Source organism: Streptomyces sp. NPDC001222 (genome assembly GCF_042896945.1).
Lineage (GTDB): Bacteria > Actinomycetota > Actinomycetes > Streptomycetales > Streptomycetaceae > Streptomyces > Streptomyces gibsoniae.
On the sequence record NZ_JBIAXT010000004.1, the window covers coordinates 42,159 to 66,354 of the forward strand.

Genomic DNA, 24,196 nt, shown 5'->3' on the forward strand with positions numbered 1-24,196 from the left:
CGTAGCCTGGCTCACCGGCACGGGGCCCTGTGTCTCTCACGTGACCCAGACTGACATCCACGCGTGACATCAATGACGGCGCCCGGAGGCGGATCCGGGTGACCATCCACAGATTGAGGAAGGCAAGGATTCGCCCCGAAGTCCAAGAGTGGCGACCCTCCGCACCTCGCCATCGGCCTCATCCGTCAGGCCCGCTGGACGAACATCACCGCCGCCACCGACCACTATCGGTCACTAGCCGACCACGCACTCCGACTACTCGATCTCGAAACCTGAGAACGCATCAGCCCTGGGTCCGGGGCCGGGGCAGATCGATCAGGATGAGCGCACGACGTCGTGCGCTCGTCGGATCCGCCTCCGGCGCACTGTCGCCGGGCAGCACATTGCCCTCGGACCGCGTCGTGATCTCGATGTCCTCGGGGCCCATGACGGTCTCCGAGTCGGCCTGGAGGCGCGCGAGATGGAGCGCCAGCGCCGAGCGGAACATGCCGGCCACGCCGTCCGCGCGCGCCTGCCCGCGCCGGAGCGCCTCGCCGAAGTGCGGGAGCCCGCCCCGCATCCCGTTGGCGTGGCCGACCATCTCGACGCGGGGCGGCGGGAAGCCCACCCTGACGTTCGCCAGCGAGGCCCACGCCACCTCGGCGGCCAGCCGGTGCACCGTCTCCCGCTGGGGTCCCGTGAGCTCGGACGATCCGTCCGCGAACTCGACCCCTCCGATGGTCAGCCGCTCGCTGCGGTAGGACGGTTGCGGCACGCTCTCCTGCGGCACGCCTTCCTGCGGTGCGGCCTGATGTGCTACGGCCTGATGTGCTACGGCCTGATGTGCTACGGCCTCATGTGCTACGGCCTGCGGTCGCGTGTGCGGTGGTGGCTGTGCCGTGTGCCGCTGCTCCTGCGGGGGCCGGGGTGCCCGGGGCTGCACGTCCGTGTTGCCCGCCCCCCGGCGGGGGCGGGTCGGCGGGGCCGCGGGGGCGTCGCCCTGCCGGGGGTCGTGCACCGTCACCGTCGTCCGGCGGCCGTGCTCGGGGTCGCCTGACGACGGGGTGCGCTCGGTGGTGACCGTGATCGGGAAGTCGGCCGCGGTCAGATGCGGCTGTGCCGAACCGTGCTGGTAGTTGATGAGGTGGCGGTCCAGCCGGTCCCGGAGTTCCCCGTGGACGGCGTCGGCCCGGCCCTGGGCGCCGTCGGGGAAGACCCCGCCCAGCGTGGGACGGCGGTTGTTGCCGCGTCCGGTCACGGTGAGCCGGGGCAGCGGCAGCCCGTTGCGGTGGTTCCACAGCCCGGCGCGCACCACGTGCTCGGCCACGTAGGTCAGTTTGCGGGCCTCGACCTTGCTGATCTGCCGGGAACCCTGGTCGAACCCGATGTCCACCTGTGGGAGCCGGTGACCGTGCACGATCACGGACGTCAGCGGGTTGGCCTCGGCCGACGGAACGGAGCTGAGGAGGTCCGCGCTCACTTCGTGCATGGTCTCACCGGGGCGCTGCGAGAACATTCGGAAGTGCCACAGCTCGCTGCCCTTGGGCAGGTCCGCCGCCTGCTTCATCCGCGCCTCGGCGACCTTGACCGTGCGCTCGTACTCCGCCATGGCGGCCGCTTCCTGCGGGCTCCCCGGAGCCGTCGTACCGACCGCTCGCCGCGCGTCCGCCGCCTTGGTGAGCGCGTCGACCAGGTCCAGGTGGCGACCCAGTCTCCTGAGCGTGGCGTCGTCGGCACCCCCTGCCCGCTGACGGTCCAGCTCGTCGCTGACGGCGGCGTGCAGCCTCCGGAAACCGTTCGGCGAGGTACTGGTGAGGTTCTCCGCCACGACCGATCGCATGGTGCCGGCGATCTGGGCGCGCCGGGCGAAGTTCTCCAGCGTGATCTGGTGCTTGCCGTCCTCGCTGGAGAGCACGACGGCGGCGAAGTGGTAGCCGAAGTGGCGGCCCTCCGGCGCGCTCGGCTTGGCGTAGTTGTGCGCCAGGCTCGGGAAGCCGTTCTCGTCCAGCGCGTTGATCGAGTGCACGAGGTAGGTCTCGCCGACCTTCGCCCAGGCGTGCTCGTTGATGCCGATCCCGCGCGCGGCGTCGGAGAGCACCTCGCGCCGAGGGTTGTCCAGCGGGTCGTAGCTCAGCGCGCTGCCGTAGGACCTGCCCGGTGTGGGACCGTCGCTCTCGGCGATGAGCCGGTCGTCCCGCAGCACCTGGCGCGCGGCCCACGACGGATCCATGGGCCCGGTCGGCTCCCGGCCGTCGGCCACCTGGCTGAGAGCCTCCGCGAGGTAGTGGATGCCGGTGACCTCCGTGCGCCCCAGCGCGTTGATCGGGCCCGTGGCCACACCGGTGCCGTCGGGATCCCGGAAGACCACGTGCGACGCGGGCACGCCGCCCGACACCATCTGGGCGAAGTCACGGCAGACCTCCTCCTCCGACTTGCCGGAGCGGGTGAGGAACTGCGGGGTGACACGCACCAGTTCCCGATGGCCGCCCGTGCCGTCAGCGACGTGCAGTGCGAGGCCGTCCGTCTTGAGCCTCACCAGGCTGCCCGCGAGCGACAACTGGCGGTTGGCCGCGTCGACGGCCTTGGTGGTGGCGAAGACCTGCTGGCCGTAGCCGTACTGGCGGTGGGCCAGCGACAGGTCCCCCGAGACATGCAACGGCGGGTGCTCGTGGACCAGGGTCTGCCTCATGCCCTGCGCGGGCACCCTCAGCTGCGGGACGTTGTCGGAGCTTGTCCGACGGTAGTCGAAGGCGGCGTGGTACATGCCGGTCGGTTCTTCGAACAGCACGGTTTCGGGGGTGGTCCCGATCACCCGGTAGTCGGTGGTCGTCAGTGGCCGGGCCCGGAGGCGGTCCACCAGATCCGTCGGAGACAGCGCCGACTCGCCGGCGTCCCGCGGCGGGTGCAGCTTGCTCGCGTAGTCGGGGCCACCGGGGTCGTGGCTCGGCGCCACGGGGTGCGCCACAGGGGCGAGGCCCGGTGCCACGGAGTCGTGGTCCGGGGTCACGGGGGCGTGATCCTCCGCGGCGGAGTCCAGGTCGAGACCGAGCCCGTCGAACAGGTCCAGCAGGCCGCCCTCGCCGCCCAGGTGCAGCGCCCAGCTGCCGCTCCCCCCGAGCAGGTCCAGGTGTTCGGCTCCGGTCTCCCAGTCGGTCGCGGTACGCACATTCGAGTCGGTCGACCACACCGCCGTCCCGGTCCGGCCCGCGATGAGCTGAGCGAGCCCGTGATGCTGCCCCTGGGAGACGACCAGCAGGATGTCCTGGCCCTCGCCGCGCAGCGGGTCACGGGCGACGAGCGCGGCGAACTCCTCCGGGTCGGTCACATGGATCGCGCGGCCGCCCGCCATCAGCACGAGGTGGTCCGGGGTCCCCTGTGCGGTGACCACATATGGGTCGTGCCACGGTGCCGGATGCTCCGTCGGCTGCCCGTCCCGGCCGGTCACCGTGTACTTCGACAGATCGGGCGGGTTCGCCCTCGAACCCGTCCAGTCGCGCCCGGCCGCGTATCCCGACCCGTCGACCAGCACGGTGTGGTCGTCCAGCGCGTCGCGCTCCGTCACCAGGAAGTGCGCGGCGAGCGCGGAGGCGTCCGTGATCGACTCGGCTCCGGCGTGCGCGGTGAGCGACAGCAGATGCCGGTAGTCGTTCTCGGTCGGCGCGGTGTCCAGATGCAGCACCTGCCGGGCCAGCGCCTCCAGGTGCGGGCGGCCGGCCGTGCCCGGTGCCGCACGGGGCAGATCCATCGCCCGCAGCGTGAGCAGGGCGCCGTGGGCGCTCTCGTACGCCTCCGGGCCGAGTGAGTCGCCGTAGAGACGGTCCAGCCACTCGTACTCGCGCGCCCGTTCCTCCGTGTACTCGTCCAGGACCCGCGACCAGTCCTGCTCCTCCTCCCGGTAGATCTCGGGAGCGTCGTGCTCGTTCCGCGGCATGTGCGGATCGTGGGCCGCGGTGTCGTTGTGCGAGGTCGCGCCGCGGTCCGGGTCGGTCACCGGGTCCACCCAGGCATGGCGCCGGGTCACCGGTGGGGCGGCCGAGCGGGCGTCGTGCCAGCGGGGGTCCTGCGACAGCGGGGTGTGGTCCGCGTGCTGCCGCACGTCCGCCCCGGAGACGTCGTCGGGGGAGGCCGACGACGTCCTGGGCGGTTCCTGGGTCTCGGCATGGCCCACACCGTGGTCCGTGCCGGGCCCCGGGACGTCCCCGACGAGCGCGCCGAGCAGCTGGAGGTGACGGCCGCGCAGCCCGGCCTGGGCGAGACCGTACGGCGCCGGCTGGTGGAAGTCGCCCAGCAGGCTGCCCGTCACCTGGGCGCGGCCCGGCCCCTCGTCGTCCTCGCGGTGCTCGTCGCGCAGACCGAGCTGGTGGCCCAGCTCATGGGCGTACGCGACGGGATCCGCGTCCGGCCACCAGGTGCGCTGGTCCATCGGGCGATCGTGGCCGGCGAGGTCGACGACGAGATGGGGATCGGCACCCTCGGCCACGCGTTCCACCGTCACGTGCAGCAGGTTGCCGTTGGGAAGGCGGTGCTCCGGGCGGTTGTAGTACTCCTCGGCGCCCTGTTGCAGCCGCTGCCACGGGGTCTCGGTGTCGTGCCCCGAGCCGCCCCGGAAGGCGACGCGCACGGTCAGGTCGGTGACGGTGGTCTCGCCGACGCGGAAGGTGCGCGCGTCGAAGGCGGACCGCACCACGAAGCGGGGTGCGTGGTTGAGACCGCGACGGGGTGTGACGGTGGCGGGGGTGTGGCGGTCGTCGTGGTGGGTCTGTCGGTCGCCGTCGTGGGTTTGCTGGTCGTCGTGGTGGGTCTGCCGGTTGTGGTCCTGGGTCTGTCGGTCGCCGTCGTGGGTTTGCTGGTCGTCGTGGTGGGTCTGCCGGTTGTCGTCGTGGGTCTGTCGGGGCGGCGTGTTGTCGGTGGCCGGGTCATGTGTGGCGCTCGTGACGGAGTCGGACCGGGGTGCCCTCGGGGCCTTGGGGGCGACCTCCTCGGTCATGGTGGGCCGGTGCTGCGCCGGGGCCTGGCTGGCGTCGTAGTGGTTGTGGCCGTTGTAGTAGACATCGGTCGAACGGCCGGTGTTCTCCGGTCCGACCGTGCGCAGATGGGCCGTTCCGCCGCCGGTCGACTGGAACGTACGCAGCTGTACGCCGAGGGTGTGGGCGACCAGCGCGGGGAACATCTCGCCCTCGTTGGTGTTCCAGGCGTTGTCGCCCGGCACCCAGTTCTCCAGGGCCCTGATGAGGGCCCGGTGCTCCGTCCGCGTCAACGGCCGGTGCAGCGCCGAGTCGAGGACGGCGCCGACCATACGGTCATGGCTGTCGATGTAGTCCAGGGTCAGGGGACCCAAGCGCCCGGTGACGTAGGCGAACTGGGCGCGCGGCGCCAGGGCGGTGTCCCCCAGGGTCCAGTTGCCCTGGTGGTCCGTCGTCTCAGGCACCTCGTTGGCCGCGCGCTCCGCCGCTTCCTGCGCGGGGAGGTGGTGCGGTGCGCCCATCAGCTCCTGGGTCCGCGCATCCACATAGAGATCGCGCAGAGCCTGCGGGCGGAGCCAGTCCGGCGACATGACGTGGTCGACACCGTTGGCATCCAACCGCGCCTGCAGGGCGTCGAGGCCCTCGGTCTGCAGTTGCTGCCGGAGCTGGTTCTCCTGGCTGCGGCGGTACAACTCGGTGACGTCGAACGGGAGATGCTCCGGCCGTGTCGTCTGTACGTTGCGCAGCACCATCTGGCGAAGGGCTTCCGCGGCGCGGCCCAGGGCGCTGTCGGACCTGACCGGGCCTCGCTGGGTGCGGATCTGGCGCAGCACCGCCTCGTGCTGGGTGTGCGCGTTCCCGGGGGAGCCCTGGTGCAGTGCGGCGGGCCAGTGCTCGGGCGGGGTGCTCGCCACCACGGAGTACAGCAGACACCGGCCGTCGCCCGGCACCTGGACGCGCGGCGTCGGCTGCTGGACGACCGTGGTCTCCGCCGCGTCCGGCTTCGTCTGCTGGACGTCGGCGGTGACGTGGTGCGTGGTGGTGGTCGTGGTCCGGCTCGTGGTGGTGGCTGTGCTTGTGGCCGCATCGTGCGTGGCGACCGGAGCGGGGGCGTCCGGAGCCTTCACCGGAGGTTTGACGGTGTTCGACGTCTCCTCGGCGGGCTTGACCGCCTCGTGCGTCTTCTCCGGTCGCCTGATGTCCTCGGGGGCCTTGACCTGCTGCTCGGTGTCCTCCGCGTCCTTCAGCTGCACCTGCTGCTCGGTGCCCTCCGCGTCCTTCACCTGCTGTGTAGTGGTGTCCGCGTCCTTCACCTGCTGTGTGGTGTCGTCCGTCGGCTTCGTCGGGTCGGGTGTCGTCGGGGTGTGGTCGGTGGTCGTGGACGGTGCGGTGGTCTCGTCGGTCTTCTTGGCCGTCCAGTAGTAGACGTGGCCGTCGGTCTGCGAGGTGTTCCCGTACGTGCCGTTCTCGTCGTACTTCTGTGTGGTCAGCCGCACCGGCTGTCGCATCAGCACATGCGCGCCCTTGAGCGTGGCCTTTCCGGGCTCGGCGGCCTCCTTGCCGTGCGGGAGGTCCGGGGGCGTGAGGGTGCGGGTCGGGACGCCGGGCTTGCGGGTCACCGGCGAGCTGCTCTCGAGCGTCTGGTCGCGGTCCACCTTCAGGGCGCTCGTCGGGAGGGGGACGACGACGGCCGGGTTCTTGGTGATCACAGGGACGGCCAGGGGCGTCAGGCTCGCGTTGAGGCCGTTGCTCGCGGTCGCGGACGACTCGTGCTCCGTGGAGACGGTGATCTCGTCGCTGCCCTTGTCCCGTGTGGAGATCTCCTGTGCCTCCCCGGTGGGCTGCAGACGGACTTCCAGGCCGGTCTTGCCGTCGGCGCCGAACGGCACCGTGCGGTAGCCGTTCGCGGTGTCCTTGAGCTGGTGGAAGACCGTGGGCAGAGTGGACGAGGAGAGTGCCTGGCGCAGCGACACCTGCTGCTCCAGCGGCAGGCGCTGCTCCCTGACCAACGGGTTGTCGGTGCCGTCCAGCCGGGGGTCGGAGATGAAGGAGTTGACCAACCTGTGCGCGGCGTCGGGGGTCATGGCTCCGGCCCAGCGGCCGACCGTCGAGGCGGCCGAGCCCAGCCCCCAGGAAATGGCCGACCCTGCCTTGCCGAGTGCGCTGTCGGACCAGGGACGGGGTGTGGTGAGCACCGTCTGCGCGTGGTCGAGAAGTGCGTCGGGGTTGTCGAAGCCCACGAGGTCGTGGGCGGAGTCCAGTGACGCCTGCCAGCGGTCCCGATGGGCCTGTGAGACAGTGACCGGCTGCATCTCCATGGTGTTGCCGCCGTCGTGGACCTGGGGCGGCTGCGACGACTGCCGGGGCGGCTGCTGCCGGTGGGCGGCGGCCTGTTCGGCGGTCTCGGTGAGTGACTTGGGGACGTAGGCATGGACCGGCCACGACGGGTCGACGGGCCGGGGTTTGCCGAGGTTGACGAAGCGTCCGTACTCGGTGCGCTGGGTCACGGTGACCTCGAAGCGCATCCGGTTGGAGAACTTCACCGTGTCGCCGAACTTCGACGTCTTGTGCTCGACCTTGGTGGTGACACCGCTGTCGGCGCTCTTGGTCCGGCTGCCCTCCCCGCCGCCGGACGGGGCCCACGCGATGCTGCCCAGGCCGGACTTCTTCTCCTCGGCCTTGACCTCGGCCGCGTCCTGGCCGGGCTTGGGCTTGACCACCGGGGCGTAGGACACACGGAAGTTGCCGTCGGCGCCCAGCGACCAGTTGTGTCCCGCGCCGCCCTTGACCGTCTGCGCGATGCTGACCTTGCGGGTGGTGTCCCCGGTGGAGTGGTCGCCCTCGTCGGTCCACTTGTCCTGCGGGATGCCGCGTACCAGTACCTCGGTGATGACCCGCTGGGTGCGGGACTCGTGGACGTGATAGTCGAGGATGCCCCGGCCCACGAGGTCCTCGTAGTTGGCCGAGAGATTCTCCGGTGAGAACGTCCCCGCGAAGGGCAGCGCCGTCTCCGGCACGTCGGCGGGCGTGTCCAGCCGGCGGATCTGCCGGTCGATCTCGCCGAGGATCTCGTCGGACTTCGGGATGTCCGCGGTGGCCCCGCCGAGCAGCCCGGAGGTCAGCAGCGGCGCCTGACGTGTGCCCGAGGGGGCCGGGGTGCTGGTGTCGCTGGTCCCGTCGGTACCCAGCTTGCGTACGTCGTCGTCGGAGAGCAGCACCACCACCCGGTGTTTGCTGGTCCCCGGGTTTCCGAGGGTGACGTTGCCCTTCGCGTCGGTGATGCGGCCCTGGACGGTGACGTCCGCGTCCGCCTCGTAGACGTGCCAGGTGCCCTTGTACGCCGCCTTACGCGACGTGGTCATCTTCTGCTTGACGTTCTCGCTGCTGTTGTAGCCGGCGCCACCCTTGCCCTTGAGACCACCGCGCACCTGAAGGGACGCGTCGTGGCTGTTCTTGGACGGGAAACGCCCGGCGTCGAAGCCGAGTCCCGCCTTGAAGGCCCGCGAAGTCTTGTCCGCCACGGCGGTGGAACCGCTGGACTTGGTCTCGATCTCCAGCTTGCCCTCGCCGGGCAGCGTCTCGTGGAACCTGAAGTTGCTCAGACGCGTCCGCGTCGACAGTCCGATGGTGTCGCGGTTGCGGCCCGAACCGACCTGCTCGTCACCGCTGTTGGCCCAACCTCCGTGCGAGGCGGAGACCATGGACCGCAGATGGTCCTCATCGGTGATGCCGTCCAGCGCCTCCTTCAGGTCAGGCGCCGACGCCGCGTTCTTCTTCTCGAAGGCGCTCGTCAGCGACCGCTGCGCCGTGTCGCGGAAGTCGTCGGAGCCGGTGACATGGCGGATCGCGTGGCGCTGCGGCAGCACATCCAGCTTGGGGATGGTCCGCGGCGGCGCGGTGTCGGTGGTCTCCGGTTTCCGCGCGACCTCGACCGTGAGGTGGCCGTCCGGCTTCACCTGCTTGGTGCGCTGCATGTGGGGCGAGGGCGCGTCGGTGGACAGGTGTGTGGTGGGCTGCTTCGGGTTCTCGACGCCGACCATGACGTGGTACGTCACCGGGTGGGCGTAGACGTCGGTGTCCGCCTCCAGGGAGAACTGCCGCTTGACCTCGGTCTCGGCACCCGTGGTCAGCCCGTGCGAGGGGTTGTGCGCGGTGATGTCGAGGCTGCCGATGCCGAAGCCGCGCGTCACATCCGGGTGGTCCAGCGAACTGCGCACGTTGCCCGCCAGGTTGACGACGTGCTTGGCGCTGCGGGTGACGGTCTTGTCGGCCCCGGTCGTCCGGGTGGTCACGGCCTTCGTCGTCGACCTGCCCGAGCGCACATAGTCGCCCCTGGACGGCTCGGCCTTGATCAGGATCTCGTGGGTCCTGCCGGCGCGCAGCGGCAGATGAGAGCCTTTCAGCGTGATCCGGTAGGAGCCGTCGAGCAGCTTCGGGCCGGAGTCGCGCAGCCGTGAAGGGGCGAGCTGCTGACGCAGCGAACGCAGGTTCTCCCATGCCTCGGGGGTGATCCGGGGACGGTTCGTGGTGCTCGCACCGTCGTGTGCCGTGGCGGTGCTGGGGTGGATCGCCTCCGGCGGCGGCAGCACACCGGGCGAGCTCTTCCACATCTCGCGCACGATGTGGTCCTCCAGCCCCGACGAACCGGGGAAGTCCAGGAACGTGGTGCGCTGGGCCGTGACCGGGCCGGTGAGCCGGCCGGCGTCGAGCGGCGGATGGTCGCCGGTGGTGGCAGGCGTGGACCCCTCGTGCGGGACGGCGCGGAGCACCTCGCCGTTCTGCGGGTTGATGGTGATGGCGACGTGGTCGGCGGCGTCCGTCGGACGCTGCTCGGAGGGCGGCGGGGTGTGGTCCCCGATCTTCGTGGTGCTGGTGCCGTGCAGCCCGTCGAGCCCCGGCCGCAACTGGTGCCGTATCAGCTGGACACGCAGACGCACGTTGGTCGCGACCAGGTCGGCCTTGCCGGAGTGCTCACGGCTGGACTCGGTGCCGATGGCGTTCTTGCCCTTGGCGCCGTGGGTGAGGTTGCTGGAACCCGTGTAGCCGGCGGTACCGGTCAGCCACGTGGACTCGGAAGTGTCCTTCGCCTTCCACACCTGGCCGGTGGCGCCGCCGCTGAGGCCCAGTGACCAGGAACTGTTCTCCGTGCGGTTCTGGCCGTGCTCGCCCGTCGACTTCGACCCGAGAGTGGCCTTGTCGTCCACCGTGTGCAGCGCCTGGGAGTCGTCCGGCTCCACCGTCAGATGCAGATGGGCCTTACTGCCGTCGCTGAGTGTCAGCGGCTTCGACAGCAGGCCCCAACCCGAGGCGTGCTCGAACTCGTTGATGACATTGGACGGCTGGAAGAAGTCCTCGATGTCCCGGTGCGCGGTGCCGTCCGGGCGCGCCTCGCGCGGCAGCGCCTCGTAGACCGCGTTCCGTGCCGTGTCGAGACCGGTGATCGACACCGGGTGGCCGGAGGCGGGCTTGGGCGTCCGGGAGGCCGGTGCGGCGGAGGTGTTCGGCTGGTCCGCGCGGGCGGGGTCCCAGCCCTGCCAGGTGCGCGGCCGGCCGTCGGCCAGGTCCTCCGGCCGGGGCACGTCGGCGCGGACCTTGCCGGTGACGGCGTCGTGGGTGCCCCCGGCGCCGAGCTGTGTGCCCTGATGGTCCGTGACCTTCACCTGGTACGTGAAGTCGGACGTGTAGCTGTCGGTCTTGCCGGTGAAGGCGATCTGGTTCGCCGTCTGGGACGACGACTTGACCGTGGTCTCACGGCCGTGCGTGGCGCCGCCCAGCTTCCCGGAGGGGGTGACGAGGACCGACAACTCGCCGTTGACGGGACGGACGATGGTCGGCCCGAACTCCAGGCCCGCCTCGGAGGAGGTCATCTCCGTCTTGCGCGGGTCGGAGTCGTGCGTCGACTCGGACGGTACGCCGAAGCCCTCACCGTCGTTGTCCTTGGCGGCGTCGGTCGCGGTGTCGAGGCGCCAGGGGGAGGCGGTGGCCTTCACCTCGACCTCGTAGGGCCTGCCGTCCACATGCACGGTGAAACGCCAGCCGCCGTTGACCATCGCGCCGTGCTGCTTGCGGAAGTTGGCGGGATCGAGAGCGGCGTCCAGGCGCTGCACGACGGACGTGTCCTTGCCGTGGCCGCCGAGCAGCGTCTCGACCCGCGTACGCACGCCCTCCGGCCCCGGGTCCTCGGTGATCTTCTTACCGGCGAGAGACTCCGTGTGCCGTCCGTCGAGGACCGGGACGGGGTCCTTCTGCGGGGGCGCGGGCGACTTCTCCTGCTGCTTGTCGCCGGGGGAGCTGTCGCCCTCGGCGGGAGTGCGGTCCTTCGTGGGTGTGTGGTCCTTGGCGGACGAGTGGTCCTCGGCGGAGGTGTGGTCCTCGGCGGAAGTCTCGTCCTTGACGGACGTGTGGTCCGTGGCCGGGGTGTGGTCCTTCTCCGGCTCGGCCTTGGGGGCTTCCTCGGTCTCATCCAGGGTGTGCGCCTGGGGGGGCTCCTGATCGAGGGGCTCCTGCTGCGGCTTCTCGCGGGGCTCTTCCTCGGTGAGGGTCTGACCCTGGTCCCCGTCCTTGTGCTGGTCCCCCCGGCCCTTGTGCTCGTCCCCCCGGCCCTGGTGGTCGTCGTGGTCCTGCCGGCGCTCGTGGTCCTCGGGGTTCTTGGGCTTCTCGTGATCCTCGGGGTTCTTGGGCTTCTCGTGATCCTTGGGGTCCTGCTGGTCCCGTCCGCCGCCGGTGTCCTTGTCCGTGCCGCCGTGCGACGGGGTCTCGTCCTCGTGCGACTCCTCCGGACGCCGGGTCCAGGTGAGTTCGGCGTGGTCGTTCTCGGGGCGGAAGCGAAGCAGCGGTTCGCCGTCGGGACCGTGATGGGAGCCGACGATCTTGTCGAAAATGGACTTGCTGAAGGGGGAGGGCGGGTTCCAGAACATATGGGCGCCGTGCATGACGGCGATGTCCTTGGCCTGCATCTCCTGGATCAGCGCGTCGTGCTCCTCCAACGGGATGCGGGTGCCGCCCGGGGTGGAGATGTCGAACAGGTCGTGGTCGCCGGTGATGGGGCGCCGCGTCCCGTCCTCGCCGATGCCGTGGACCACGCCGTCCACGACGGTGAACTTGTTCTTCTTGTCCAGCAGCGCCATCTTGGCGGCGAGTTCGCGGTACTCGGTCGAGCGCTGGTTGTAGCGGGATACGACCTTGTCCCAGTCGCCCGGGGGGACGGTGGCCTGGTCGGGTGTCCTGGGCTTGAAGTAGCCGACGAGTCCGATGTTCTCGGGGTCGGCGCCGAGGTGGACGTCGGCCTCGTTGACGGTCTTGGCCTTGATGTCCTGCGGTTTGGCCATGGCTCCGGCGTCGAGCCATTTCGGCGCGGTGGGGTTGGTCGGGCGGACGTCGATGACCAGGCCCTTGTCCCGCGCGATCTGGCGGAACCCCTTGAAGTTCTTCTCCGGGATGCCATAGGTCTGACGTGCGGTGTACGAGTTGACCTCACCGGTCTTGAGCGGTTCGGTCCAGGTGAGTTCGGCGTGGTCGTTCTCGGGGCGGAAGCGAAGCAGCGGTTCGCCGTCGGGGCCCTGGTGGGAGCCGACGATCTTGTCGAAGACGGACTTGCTGAAGGGGGAGGGCGGGTTCCAGAACATATGGGCGCCGTGCATCACGGCGATGTCCTTGGCCTGCATCTCCTTGATCAGCTCGTCGTGCTCGGGATGCGGGATCCGCGTGCCGCCGGGGGTGGAGACGTCGAACAGGTCGTGGTCGCCGGTGATGGGGCGCTGGGTGCCGCCCTCGTCGATGCCGTGGACCACGCCGTCCTTGACGGTGAACTTGTTGTCCGTCTCGTACGCCGTCATCTTGGCGGCGAGTTCGCGATACTCGGTCGAGCGCTGGTTGTAGCGGGATACGACCTTGTCCCAGTCGCCCGGGGGGACGGTGGCCTGGTCGGGTGTCCTGGGCTTGAAGTAGCCGACGAGTCCGATGTTCTCGGGGTCGGCGCCGAGGTGGACGTCGGCCTCGCTGATGGTCTTCGCCTTGATGGCCTGTGGCTTGGCCATGGCTCCTGCGTCGAGCCATTTCGGCGCGGTGGGGTTGGTCGGGCGGACGTCGATGACCAGGCCCTTGTCCCGCGCGATGTCGCGGAAGCCCTTGAAGTTCTTCTCCGGCATGCCGTAGGTCTGACGCGCCGTGTGGGCGTCGACCTCGCCCGGGTTCGGTGAATGGGACGTCGCCCGTTCCTCGTGCGTCGTCGCCTGGTCCTGGCGCGGTGTGGTCTGGTCCTCGTGCGGGGTGGTCGCCGGTTCATGCTGCCGGGTGGGGTCGGAGACCGGGTCCACCCAGGTGTGCTGCCGTGGGACTGCGGGCGCCCGGTCACGCGAGTGCTGCCAGACGGGGTCGTCCGCCGGGTCGTCGTGCTGCTGGTGCTGTCCGTGGCCCTGGTCGTCGGACAGCACCGGAGGCAGGTGCTGGGTGCCGTCGTGCGCGCCGGCGCCATCGGTGGAGGAGCTGGGGAGCTTCGGCGCGACCTGGTCCGAGGCGCCCCGGTCGCCGGACAGGTGCGGCCGGCCGGTGTCCAGAGCGCCGTTGCGCACCAGGGAGTCGACCATCTCGTTCACCGAGCGGCCGCCCTGGAACAGGCTGTACATGTCGTCCGGCACGATCGGCCGGTAGCCCTGCTCAAGCAGCAGCTTCGGCAGCAGGATCTGGACGTTGGAACGGAGGTTGCCGTCCTCGAAGGGGTGGATCACATGCAGTGAGCGGACCGTACGGGCGATCGAGGCGAGCTTCGTCCTGTCGTCGACGCCGGGCTCGCCGACCCGCTCGTAGTGCTGGTGGAACACCGTGTCGACGAGACCGGGCGCCTCGCCCTTGCGGTAGTTGGTCGACAGCGCCGGGTTGTTGTGCAGGAAGCGTGTGAGGATGGTGGCCGGCTGCGGCTTGGGCAGGCCCTTGGACCAGTCGTGCGTGGTCATGTCGTAGACGAGGGCCCGGTCCCCGACCTTCTCGTCGAAGATGTCGGGGGCCAGCGTCTCGCCACGCAACGGGAAGTGCGTCGGACGGCCACCGGACCAGTCGAGATCACGGTTGAGGTGGCTCGTCGCCAGACCGTGCATCGTCCGGTACGACGACGAGTCCATCGGCGTCTTGACCGTCTCGGAATCGCCCAGGAACCTCGTGTAGGCCGCGACCATGCCCTTCTGGAACCCGGGAGAGCGGTCGTGGTCGTAGTACGAGCCCGGGTCGTGCGGGAAGGCGGCCTCTGCCTCGGCATGGTTCTTGGGGTCGATGTAGAACTTCCACCACTCGTTCTCGGGCAGGTAGTCGTGCAGAGTGCCCTGCTGCGGCCCCCTCGGCGCGACCGACTCGCCGGTGTGGTCCTGCGGGTGGTCCGCCCGGTGGTCGACGGTGTGGTCCTGGTGGGAGAGCAGATCGTCATGGCCCGCGGTGAGGGCGCCGAGGAGCTGGAGATGACGGTCGCGCAGGCCGCCGTGGGTGAGTTCCTGATGCTCTGGACGCTGGTGGACGTCGCCCAGCAGACTGCCCGGGATGTGCGGGCGCTGAGGTGCGGTCTCGTCCGCGTACTCGTCGCGCAGCCCCAGCTGGTGGGAGATCTCGTGCGCGTACTCGACGGGCTTGGCCCCGGGCGTCCAGCTGCGCTGGTCCATGCCGTGGCCGGTGCCCACCAAGTCGACGGTCAGGTGCGGCTTGTCGCCGGGTCCGACGCGCTCGATGGTGACATGCAGCCGGTCGCCGTTGGGCAGCGTGTACTTCGGGTCGTTGAAGTACTGCTTGACGCCCTGCTGCGCCCTGTTCCAGGTGTCGTCGGCGTTGTGCAGGCCCGAGCCGTCGTCGCGCAGTGCCACGCGCACGGTCAGATCGGTGTACGGGGTGTCGCCGACCGTGAACCGCCGCTGGTCGAAGCCTGAGCGCACCACATAGCGCGGGGTGCGGTTCAGCCTCATACGGGGCGGCGGGGCGGGGCGGCTCAGGTCGTCCAGTCCCTTGGTGCTGGGCACCGGATGGTGGCGGGGATCGGTCGAGTCCTCGTGCGACCGGCCGGACCTCGAGTCGTCCTCGGAGGGGCGGTGGACGACGAGTTGCCCGTTCCCCTGGTCCTGGCGGTGCGGCTGTTCCTCGTGCGGCGGCCGCGAGCCGGTTTCCGGCTTCGCCCCCTGCTCTCCGGGGGTGTGCTGGTCGCGGGCGGGGGTGTGGTCCGCGGGGACCTTGACCGCGTTCCCCTCCGCGGAGGTCCCGCCGTGCGCGGGCGTGGTGTGTTCGTCGGCCGGTGCGTGCTCCTCGGCCGGTGTGTGCTCGTCGGTGCCGCCGCGCTGGTCGGTTCCGGTGGTGATGCGGTCGAGGTGGCCCGGGGCCTCGGGGCTCCCGGTCTTCTGTGCCAGCTCCTGCCGTAGCGTGCTGGTGCGTTCGTCGTACGTCTGGTGCGAGGACAACTCCTCGCGCACCTCGTCGATTCGGCGCCCGGTGTTCTCGGCGTCGCGGGAGTTACCCCCGAGGAGCTGTTCGGTGCGCTGCTCCCGCAACTGCTCCAGCCGGTCCGTCAGTTCGCGCACCTGGTCCTGGCGGTCCTGCTCGCGCCCGCTCAGGTGCTGATCCAGCTTGTCGAGGGCGTCCTTGGCCTCCCGCTCGGTGGTCGCCTCCTGCGCCTGACGGCGCAGCTCGGCGGCGCGGGGATCCCCCTCCCCGTCGTGGAGCGCGGCGAGGCGGTCGCGCAGCTCCCGCTCGGTGGGGTGGTCCTCGGAGGTGTCCGACTTGAGCCGGTCCAGCCGCTGCTGGAGCCGCTGCTCCTCGCGGTGGTCGTGGAGCTCGCGCAGCGCGCGGTCGGCCTCGTCGGCGGTGGCGGCCCGGTCCACCTGCTCGCGCAGTTCGCGCTCGCGGTCGTCCGCACCCTCGTTGAGGGCGTCCAGGCGGCGGCGCAGGTCCTCGTCGCTGCCCCGTACCGGGGTGCGCTCCGGCGTCGGCTCGTCCGACTTGAGGTGATCGAGGCGCTGCTGCAACTCCTGCAGCTCCCGGTGTTCCTCCAGGTCCCGCAGCGCACGGTCGGCCTCGTCCGGCGTCCTGGCGTTGTCGAGCCGCTCGTGCAGCGCCGCGGTCTCGGGATCGGACTCGGCGGAGGAACGCAACCGGGCGAGCCGGTCGTGCAGTTCGGCGTCCCTTTGGAGGTCGTCCAGCTGAGAGCGCAGTCGGTCGGCGGTGGGCCCGTCGGTGGTCATGGCGAGGCGCTGCCGTACGTCCTCGACGTCCTGGTGGAACGGGCGCGGCGTGTCCTGACCGGTCAGCGTTCCGGAGGGGACGTGGCTCTCGACGTAGGCGGAGTACTCGTTGAGCCTGCTGTCGAGCAGGTCCGGGTCGCCGGAGCGCCGTGCCTGCTCGACGGAGTCGACCTTGCTCTGCCATTCCTCCTTGGAGCCGGTGAGGTTGGTCAGACGCTCGAAACCGCCCTGCGCGTGCGTGTGGAACGCCTCGTAGCGCTGGTGGGTGGTGCGCGTCTCGACATGGGTCCGGAAGTCCGCGAGGTGCTGTCCGGCGCGATCCCAGTCGCCGGACGCGGTGGCCTCCTGGATGGCGCGGGTGTACGCGTCACGGTCGTCCTTGGACATCCCGGCGGTACGCGCGGCGCGGTCGAGATCGGCGGTGCGCTGCCTGATCCCGGCGTCGGGCGAGACGGGCCGGGTCGTCGGCGGGGCCGGGGCCTGGTGCAACGGGGTCGGCGGGTCCGGGTCGTGCGTGGGCACGACGAGGGTGTCGAGCTGCCGGAGCTGCTCGTCCGTGGTGCCCTGGGAGTGGTCGCCGGGGGTGCCGTCCTGGTGGTCCTGCGGGTGCGGTGCCGTACCGGGCTCGTGCTGCGGGACGTCCGGCAGGGCGGGCGTGTGTCCGTCGCCGGTGGAGTGCCGCACCGGAGGCGTCGACGGCTGGTGCTGCGGGGTGGCCGTCCCGCTCTCGGTGTCCGGGCGCGGGCGGGGCGCCCGGGGCGCGACCTCGTCCCCGCGCGTGCCGTTGTTCGTGGCGGGGGAGTGGCTGGTGGCGGTGGACGGACGCGGCTGTGTGGCCGCTGTGGACTCCGGGTGGGGTGCGGACTCCGTCCCAGGACGCGGGGCGGACGACGACTCCACGCTCACGGAGGGACGCGGGGTGCCCCCGGACTCGGTGGACGGACGGTCCGTCCCCGTCAGCGGGGCCTGTGGCTGGTTGGTGCCGGTGGTCGGTGTCTGCGGCCGGTTGGTTCCGGTGGTCGGCGTGTCCGGCCGGCCGGACACGGGGCCGGGAGCCCGCTGGGTGTCCGTCGCGTTGCCGGGGGTCTGCGGACGGTCGGCCACGGTGGTCGGGGGCTGCGACTGGTCGACCACGGAGACAGGGGGTTGCTGACGACCCGTCCCCGAACTGCTCGGTGCTTGCTGATGGTCAGTCACAGACCCTGAGCCCTGGTGTCCTTGGGACATCGTGTCGGACGTCGGCGTGTGGTGTGTCGCGTTGCCCGGGGCCAGGGGCTCGTTCATGCCGGTGCCCGGTTCCTGCGGGCGGCTCGGCACGGTGGTGGGCGTGTTCGTGTGCTGCGTGGGTGTGTTCGTGTGCTGCGTGGGTGTGTTCTCGTGCTGTGTGGGCGAGTTCTCGTGTTGTACGGGCGTCATGCTGTCGGGCCTGCCGCCGTGGACGGGTGCGGGTGCTCCCTCTTCGGGCGCCGTGACGGTGTGGTCGGCCCCGCCGTGTCCGTTGAGCGTGGTCTCGAAACCGGGCAGCCCGCCGGAGCGCCCTGTCTGCTCCGGGACGCCGGAGGACGTGTGCGGCGCCGGCGCGGACTCGGTGGGGGTGTGCGGTGTCGAGGTGGTCTCCCGGCTGCCCCCGGTGACGGGCCCCTCGGACCCGGAGGTGGGGATGCGCGGGGTGGTGTCGCCTGTGCCGCGCGTGGCGCCGTCGGTCGCGCCGGGGCCTCTCGACTCGGTCGTCGGCCGGGTGGTCCCGTGTTCGGTCGTCCCGCCGCGGTTGCCGCCGGTGGTGCTGCCGGTCGTGCCGGTGGTCCCGCGCGGTGAGCCGTTGCTCCCGGAGGTGCCGCGGCCCGAACCGGCCCCGGTGTCCCCTCGGGTCCCTCCCGTACGCCTACCGCCCGTACTCGTGTTGACGGTGCCCGTGTCGACCGCGCCCGTGCCACCGGTCCCGGTTCCTCGCGTACCGCCCGTGGCCGGACTGTGCGGCCCGTCCGTACCCAGGCCCTTGTCGAGGCCGGTCGTGCCGGGACCGTTGCCCTTGCCGAGACCGTCGCCCTTGCCCAGGCCGCCGGTGTCGAAGTTCTCCGCCCCGGGGAAGCCGGACCCGCTCTCGGAGGGGACCTTCGGCAGGTGGATGTCGGGCGTGGAGGGCAGATGGATGTCGGGGGTGTGGATCTCGTTGTGCTCGCCGCCGCCGAACCTGCGACGGCCTCCGCCGCCGCCCATCGCGCCGATGATGCCCGAGGTCACGGCGGCGCCCATGTCGTTCTCGCCGCCGAAGATCTGTTCCATGACCTCGGTGGTGACGACGCTGGAGGCGCCGCCGATGATGCCCTTGCCGATCAGTGAGGCCGCGAACTTCGGCGCGAACGCCGAGCCGGCACCGGAGAAGATGCCACCGATCGCACCGCCGATCGCACCGCCCTCCACGGCCTGCAGCGTGGCCGCGGTGTCCCACTTGGTGCGGTCGCCTTTGAGGAACTGGATCCCCTGGATCACCGCGTCCATGCCGACCATGAACCCGACACCGGTGGCGATCGAGATCAGCAGCCGCTTCAGCAGCATCTTGACGATCGCCCGCACACCGGTGACCAGCGCCGGGATCACCTCGGGTGCCCAGAAGGCGAGTTCGGCGATCTCGACCGCCAGCCAGACCAGCTGCGCCAGGATCATGTACTTCGCATACTCAACCTGCAGCCCGGTGTTCTTGCCCAGCCGGCCCAGCTGACCGGCCGCATCGGCCATGTCGGGCAGATTGGACTTCAGCTGCTGCGTGAAGTTGGAGAACTCGTCGGCGACCTCTCCGCCGATGCTGTGCAGCACACCACTGGTCGCGGGGTCGATCTCGCGACTGATGGCGGTCAGCTGCCGGGCAGCGTCCTCCCACGCCTCACCGAGGCTGCGCAGCTTGTCCTCGTCGCCCTTGGGCCAGTCCTGGCCGACGGCCAGCTTGGCGACCCAGCCGAGTTCCGGGGGCAGGTTGATGCTCATGACTTGGTGTTCTTCACCCGGGGCTCGGCGGGGTGAACCTCGGAGGCTCCCAGGCGCCTGGTCGCCTCGATGTTCTGGTCCTCCATGCGTTCGAGGTTGACGGCCATCGTCCGGATGCCGTCGTGCATGCTGTCGACCAGCTCGCCCATCTGCCCGGTGCTGTCGATGATCTGCTTCCTGGGCGTGGCGTACTGCTCGTAGAACTGCCGCCCGGAGGCGTCGTCGCCCCAGCAGTCGCCCAGTTCGCCGAGCCGGCCCTCCAGGCTCTTGCCGATGTCACGGAACCGCGCCGCCAGCTGCTGCACATACGGCAGCTGGTTGCGCAGCCCGTCGGTGTCGACGTAGAACTCGCCGTCAGCCATGTGTTCCTCCCGAGGTCGTGTGGTCGTGTCGGGGTGTGCCGCCCGGGGTCACCGGGCGCCGTCGCGCCGTACGTCCGGGCGCCCGCCCGCGATGTACTCGCGCACCGACTCGGGCATACCCGGCTCGTCCTCCAGCACCGCCGTGGCGTCGACCCTGCCCTCCACCAGGTCGGTGATCTTCACGCCGGCCGGCAGCCCGAGCGAGCTGACCTCCGCGACCGCCTCCAGCGCGTTTGCGCGGGCCTGCCGAATGGTCGCCAGCAGCGCCTCGGACAGCTCCTTCGGCGTCATACGGTGGTACGCGCCGGTGGGGAACTCGATAGCGGTGACCTCGCCCTGCGCGTTCACGGTCGCCTTGACGGTCTGCCGGGGGGCGGTCGCCGTACCGGTCACCTCGTTGATCCGGCGCCGGGCCTCGACGGCCTCCGCGCGCTGCTTGCGGTACAGCGCGAGCAGGTCCTCGATTTCCTCGTCGTAGGGACTGGTCACTTGAGTCTCCTTGCGTGCGGCGATGGTGCGCAGGCGTACGGGCGCCACGGGACGGGCGGCGTCACAGGACCGCTCCGGCCCCGTCCGAGGCCGCCGAACCCCAGGTGTCACCGTCCTGGACCAGCAGGTCCGCGATGCCGCGGCTCGGCTGCTCCTGCTCCTCCTCGGCCTCCGTCTCGTCCTCCACCGGCTCCTGCGCGGGCAGTTCTGCGGTGAGTTCCGAGGGGTCACCGGAGAACGAGCGCAGCGGCACGGCGGGGACGACGGTCTCCCCGGGGGCGGTGGCCGCCGACCGGTTGGGTCGCCAGGTGGACAGCCGGGGGCCGTCCGCCTCCTCCTCCAACGGGGCGGCCGCCTGGCCGGTCCAGGTCTGTTCGTCCTCCGTGGCGTAGCCGGGCGCCTGGACCTCCTTCTCCTCCTCGGTCGGCACGGACCACAGCAGCGGTACGAACGACGACCCCGCGCTGTCCCACGCCTCGGTGTCCTCCGACTCCGGGTCGCCGGACGGTGCCGGCGCCACATGGTCGTCCGGCAGCTCCTGCTGGTAGGGGTCCTCGGAGACCAGCCGCCGCAGAGGTACCGGACCCCTCGCCTCCTCGTTACCGTCCTCGTCCGTCGGCTGCGGCGGCAGGGGCTCCGTCGCCTCCCCGTCGCCGTCCCCGTCCGCCGGGCCCTCGGGGCCGGAGTCCGCGGACGCGGCCGACGCCTGGCCCCGGCCGCCGCCCAGCGGCAGCAGGATCACGGCGGCCTCGTCGTCGTCCCGGTGCCGGTGCCGCCGCTCGGCGGGCCCTCCACCGGAGTCCGCCGAGCTCGTGCCGACGGCGGACCCGGTGGCGCCCGCCGCAACTGTCGCCGCGCCCGGCAGCGCGCCGGGCAACGCGGTCTCGCCCAGACCGTCGTGGGCGCCGACGACCAGACGGTCACCGTGGGGGTCCGCCTCCGGCGACCAGGGCAGCGCGTCGGGAGCGAGCAGGCCCGAGGCGTCGGACCGCTCCTGCTGCGGGCCGGGGGAGGCGGCGGCCGTGGCCGGCATCGTGCCGGGCACGGCGGGTTCGCCCACCGCGGGGGCGGCCGGCTCCTCGACCGTGGCGGCGGGCGCCACCGGGTCGGCCGCCGACTGCGGTGTGATGGGCAGCCCGTCCGAGCCGATCATCACGCCCTCGGGGAACGCCTGCGCCGCGACCGCGCCCGGCACCACGAGGCCCTCGCCGCCCGCCTCGGCACCGCCGTCGATCTCGTCGGGGACGTCGGGCTCGCCGGTCCACGGTTCGGCGTCGGGTTCGAGCAGTCCGGAGGCGTCGCTCGGGTCGGTGGTCCCGGCGTCGGCAGCGGGGTTGCCCCCCGCCATGCCCGGCATCATCGGCATACCGCCCGCGCCGAGGGTCTCGCCCTCCGCGGCGCCCAGTGCGCCGGGGAGCGCCTCGGCCTCCGCGTCGAGAGGCAGTCCCAGTCCCTCGCCGCCCGCCAGTGCCCCGCGGCCGCCGATCTCCTCGGAGGTCCCGGGGTCGCCGGTCCAGGGTTCGGCCTCGGCGTCGAGGAGGCCGCTGGCGTCGCTGGGATCGACGGTGCCGTTGCCCTGAGGCATACCGCCGGCGCCCATGCCGGGCATCATCGGCATACCGCCGGTGCCCAGTCCCGTACCGACGCCCTCGTCGGTGCCGAGGCCGCCGGGGAACGCCTCGGCGTGTTCGTCGAGGGGCAGCCCGAGCCCGTCGCCGCCTGCTTCGGCGCCCTTGCCACCGATCTCGTCGGCCACGCTGGGGTCGCCGGTCCAGGGTTTGGCGTCGGCGTCGAGGAGGCCGCTGGCGTCGCTGGGGTCGACGGTGCCGTTGCCGTGAGGCATGCCGCCGGCGCCCATGCCGGGCATCATCGGCATACCGCCCGCGCCGACGGCGGGGAGGCCCTCCGAGGCTCCGGCGAGGTTCGGCGACTCCAAGGCGTTGTTCAGCGACGGCATGTTGAGCCCGCCCGGCAGGCCCGACTCCGTACCGAGGCCGCCGGGGAACGCCTCGGGGGAGACCGCGCCGAGGCCGTCGCCCGCGCCCAGGCCGCCGGCGCCGCCGACGCCCGTGTCGCCGGGGAACCCTTCGGGAGTCGCGCCGTCGGCCCAGCTGGAGGGGTCCTCGGCGAGCTTGCTGCCCAGCGGCAGTTTGCTCCCCGCGCCGGTGTTCAGGCCGCCGGGGAAGGGGCTGGCCGCGAAGTTCGCAAGGCCGGGGCCGCCGCCGAGGCCGAGGCCGGGGCCGCCGCCGAGGCCGAGGCCGCCCGGGAACGCGGTCGGGTTGAGCGCCTGGTCCAGCGCGCTGGGATCGAGGGTGCTGTTGCCCGGGCCGCCGTCTCCGAGACCGCCCAGCCCGGGCGCGTTGCCGTCGACTCCGGTGCCACCGGCGAACGGGGCGGGGGTGGCGAGCGCCTCCATCGGATTCAGGCCGGGCATGGTGGGTGTCTCGGTGCCCGAGGTGTCGGGGGCGGAGAACTGCTGCGGGTCCAGCGGATTGACGTTGGGCAGGTTGCCGGGGTCCTTCAGGTCGGGGTTGCCGACGTCCGGGATGTTGTCCGGCACGTTGGGGTTGTTCGTGGGGCTGGTGACCGGCGGCGGGGTGTGCACCGAGTCGATGGTGACCTGGTACTCGCCCGCCAGGCTCTTGAGGACCGCGCGCATGTCGCTGGTCATCATCTCGACCAGCTCGGGCTTCTCGTGGATCGGGATCAGGCCGTTGCTCATGGGCTTGACGCCCATCCGCACGGCCTGGTTGGCGTACCAGGAGTCGATGTCGGAGATCTTGACCTGGGCGTTGTACAGGTTGACCGAGTTGTCCGCGAGCTGCTGGGGAACGGAGTTGCCCGCCTCACCGCCGGACAGCACGTCGGACGTCGCCTTCACCTGGCGGGAGAAGGTGTTGATCATGTCGAGGAAGGCGTCCGCGGCGTCGCCCTTCCAGGGGCCGTTGTCCCCGGCCAGCGCCTTCGCCTGCTCGGCGATGGCCTTGGCGATGCCGGAGAGCACCACCTGCGCGTTCAGGAAGTGGCCCGCCGCGTCCATCAGGGACTGGGGGTCGGAGATGCCCTTCGCGCGTTCCTCGTTCGAGTCGGAACCGGTTCCGGCGGCCATGCCGTTGATGGCCGCCATGATCTGCTTCCAGTCCCACGAGTTGTAGTCGTTGATCGAGCCCGGATCGGTTCCGGGATCGCCGAAGATGCCGTCGCCGCTGTCATTGAACCCGCCGGTGTTGTAATCCGGGCTGCCCATGTGTTCCCCAGTCTCCTGCTCACGCCTCTGTCAGTGGCCCCCGCCGTCCCCCGGTGCCTGACGGCACCAGGGGACGGGAGGACCGCCGGTCAACTTGCTCCGCCGCCGGACCCGCCGGCGTCGGTCACCAGGCTGGTGAAGTCACTGGTCGTGGTCTGCATGGCGTTCTGCAGATCCGTGGCCTTCATCCGCCCGGCGTCTTCCAGAGTGGTGTACTGCTGCGCCAGCGCCTTCACGCCGTCGCGCAGATCGCCCAGGCCCTGGGCGAGGTCCTGGAAGACCTTGATGTACTGCTCCTTCAGTCCGGCGTCGGCGTTCGGACCGTTGACCTTCGTCCGGATCTGGTTCGCGTGGTAGAACGCGCCGGGTTCGACCTGCACCTTCTGCAGGACGCTGGCGGCGTCCCGCGTCGGCTGGATCAGCTTGTCGATGTTGTCGGCGAACAACAGCATCGACGGCGTGTCCACGCTGGTGCCGCTGCCCGGGTTGCCCGAACCACCGGGCACGTTCGGCGGGTTGAAGGTCGAGGCCGGGGGCACGGTGCCGTGCCCTGCCGTGATCGTCGTGCCGCCGTCGTAGTGCTGGGCTGTCGGAGTGGGCGACGGCTGATTGTGGTCATCAGTGCTGGGGTCGTACGCTGGGCGGTCTGCCATCTCAGATCAGCCCCAGAGCTGAACGCCCTGGCGCTCACCGTTCGAGTAGTACTCGTTGATGGTGCCGAGCATCTGGGTGGCCGCGGCGGCCTTCTGGGTCATGTCCGCGGCGGCCGCGTCCCACTGCGCCTTCACCTGCGCGTAGGTCTGCTGGGCGTCGCTGGTCCACTCGCTCAGGTGCACCTTCGCCTGGTTGTCGAGGTCGGCGAGGGTCTGGTTGATGCGCTGGGTGATGGAGTTCATCTCGCCGACGATGTAGTCGACCTGCTCCATCTGGACGGTGTACGTGGCCATCTTCTGTCCGGCTCCTTCG

At 71.1% G+C, this 24,196-nt stretch carries 6 protein-coding genes; all 6 read right to left on the reverse strand.

All coding sequences use genetic code 11. The features are described from left to right. Positions 1-283: 283 nt before the first annotated feature. The gene (locus ACFY2Z_RS07730) at positions 284-19,132 is read right to left on the reverse strand and encodes a hypothetical protein (protein ID WP_390743270.1); all 18,849 of its coding nucleotides are present in this window, start codon (positions 19,130-19,132) and stop codon (positions 284-286) included. Further along, positions 19,129-19,494 (reverse strand): WXG100 family type VII secretion target, encoded by a 366-nt coding sequence (locus ACFY2Z_RS07735; RefSeq protein WP_390743271.1) that lies wholly within the window; start codon positions 19,492-19,494, stop codon positions 19,129-19,131. Before ACFY2Z_RS07735 ends, ACFY2Z_RS07730 begins: the two co-directional genes overlap by 4 nt. Before the next feature lie 48 nt (positions 19,495-19,542). After that, positions 19,543-19,983 carry a YbaB/EbfC family nucleoid-associated protein gene (locus ACFY2Z_RS07740; RefSeq protein WP_390743272.1) on the reverse strand — a complete coding sequence of 147 codons (441 nt, stop codon included), beginning with the start codon at positions 19,981-19,983 and terminating at the stop codon, positions 19,543-19,545. Positions 19,984-20,044: 61 nt separating this feature from the next. Next, positions 20,045-23,230 carry a hypothetical protein gene (locus ACFY2Z_RS07745; RefSeq protein WP_390743273.1) on the reverse strand — a complete coding sequence of 1,062 codons (3,186 nt, stop codon included), beginning with the start codon at positions 23,228-23,230 and terminating at the stop codon, positions 20,045-20,047. A gap of 89 nt (positions 23,231-23,319) precedes the next feature. Beyond that, entirely contained in the window at positions 23,320-23,883 is a 564-nt protein-coding gene (locus ACFY2Z_RS07750; protein WP_390743274.1) for a hypothetical protein, read from the reverse strand. 6 nt (positions 23,884-23,889) lie between these two features. Next, entirely contained in the window at positions 23,890-24,177 is a 288-nt protein-coding gene (locus tag ACFY2Z_RS07755; RefSeq protein WP_311695616.1) for a WXG100 family type VII secretion target, read from the reverse strand. Positions 24,178-24,196: the final 19 nt, after the last annotated feature.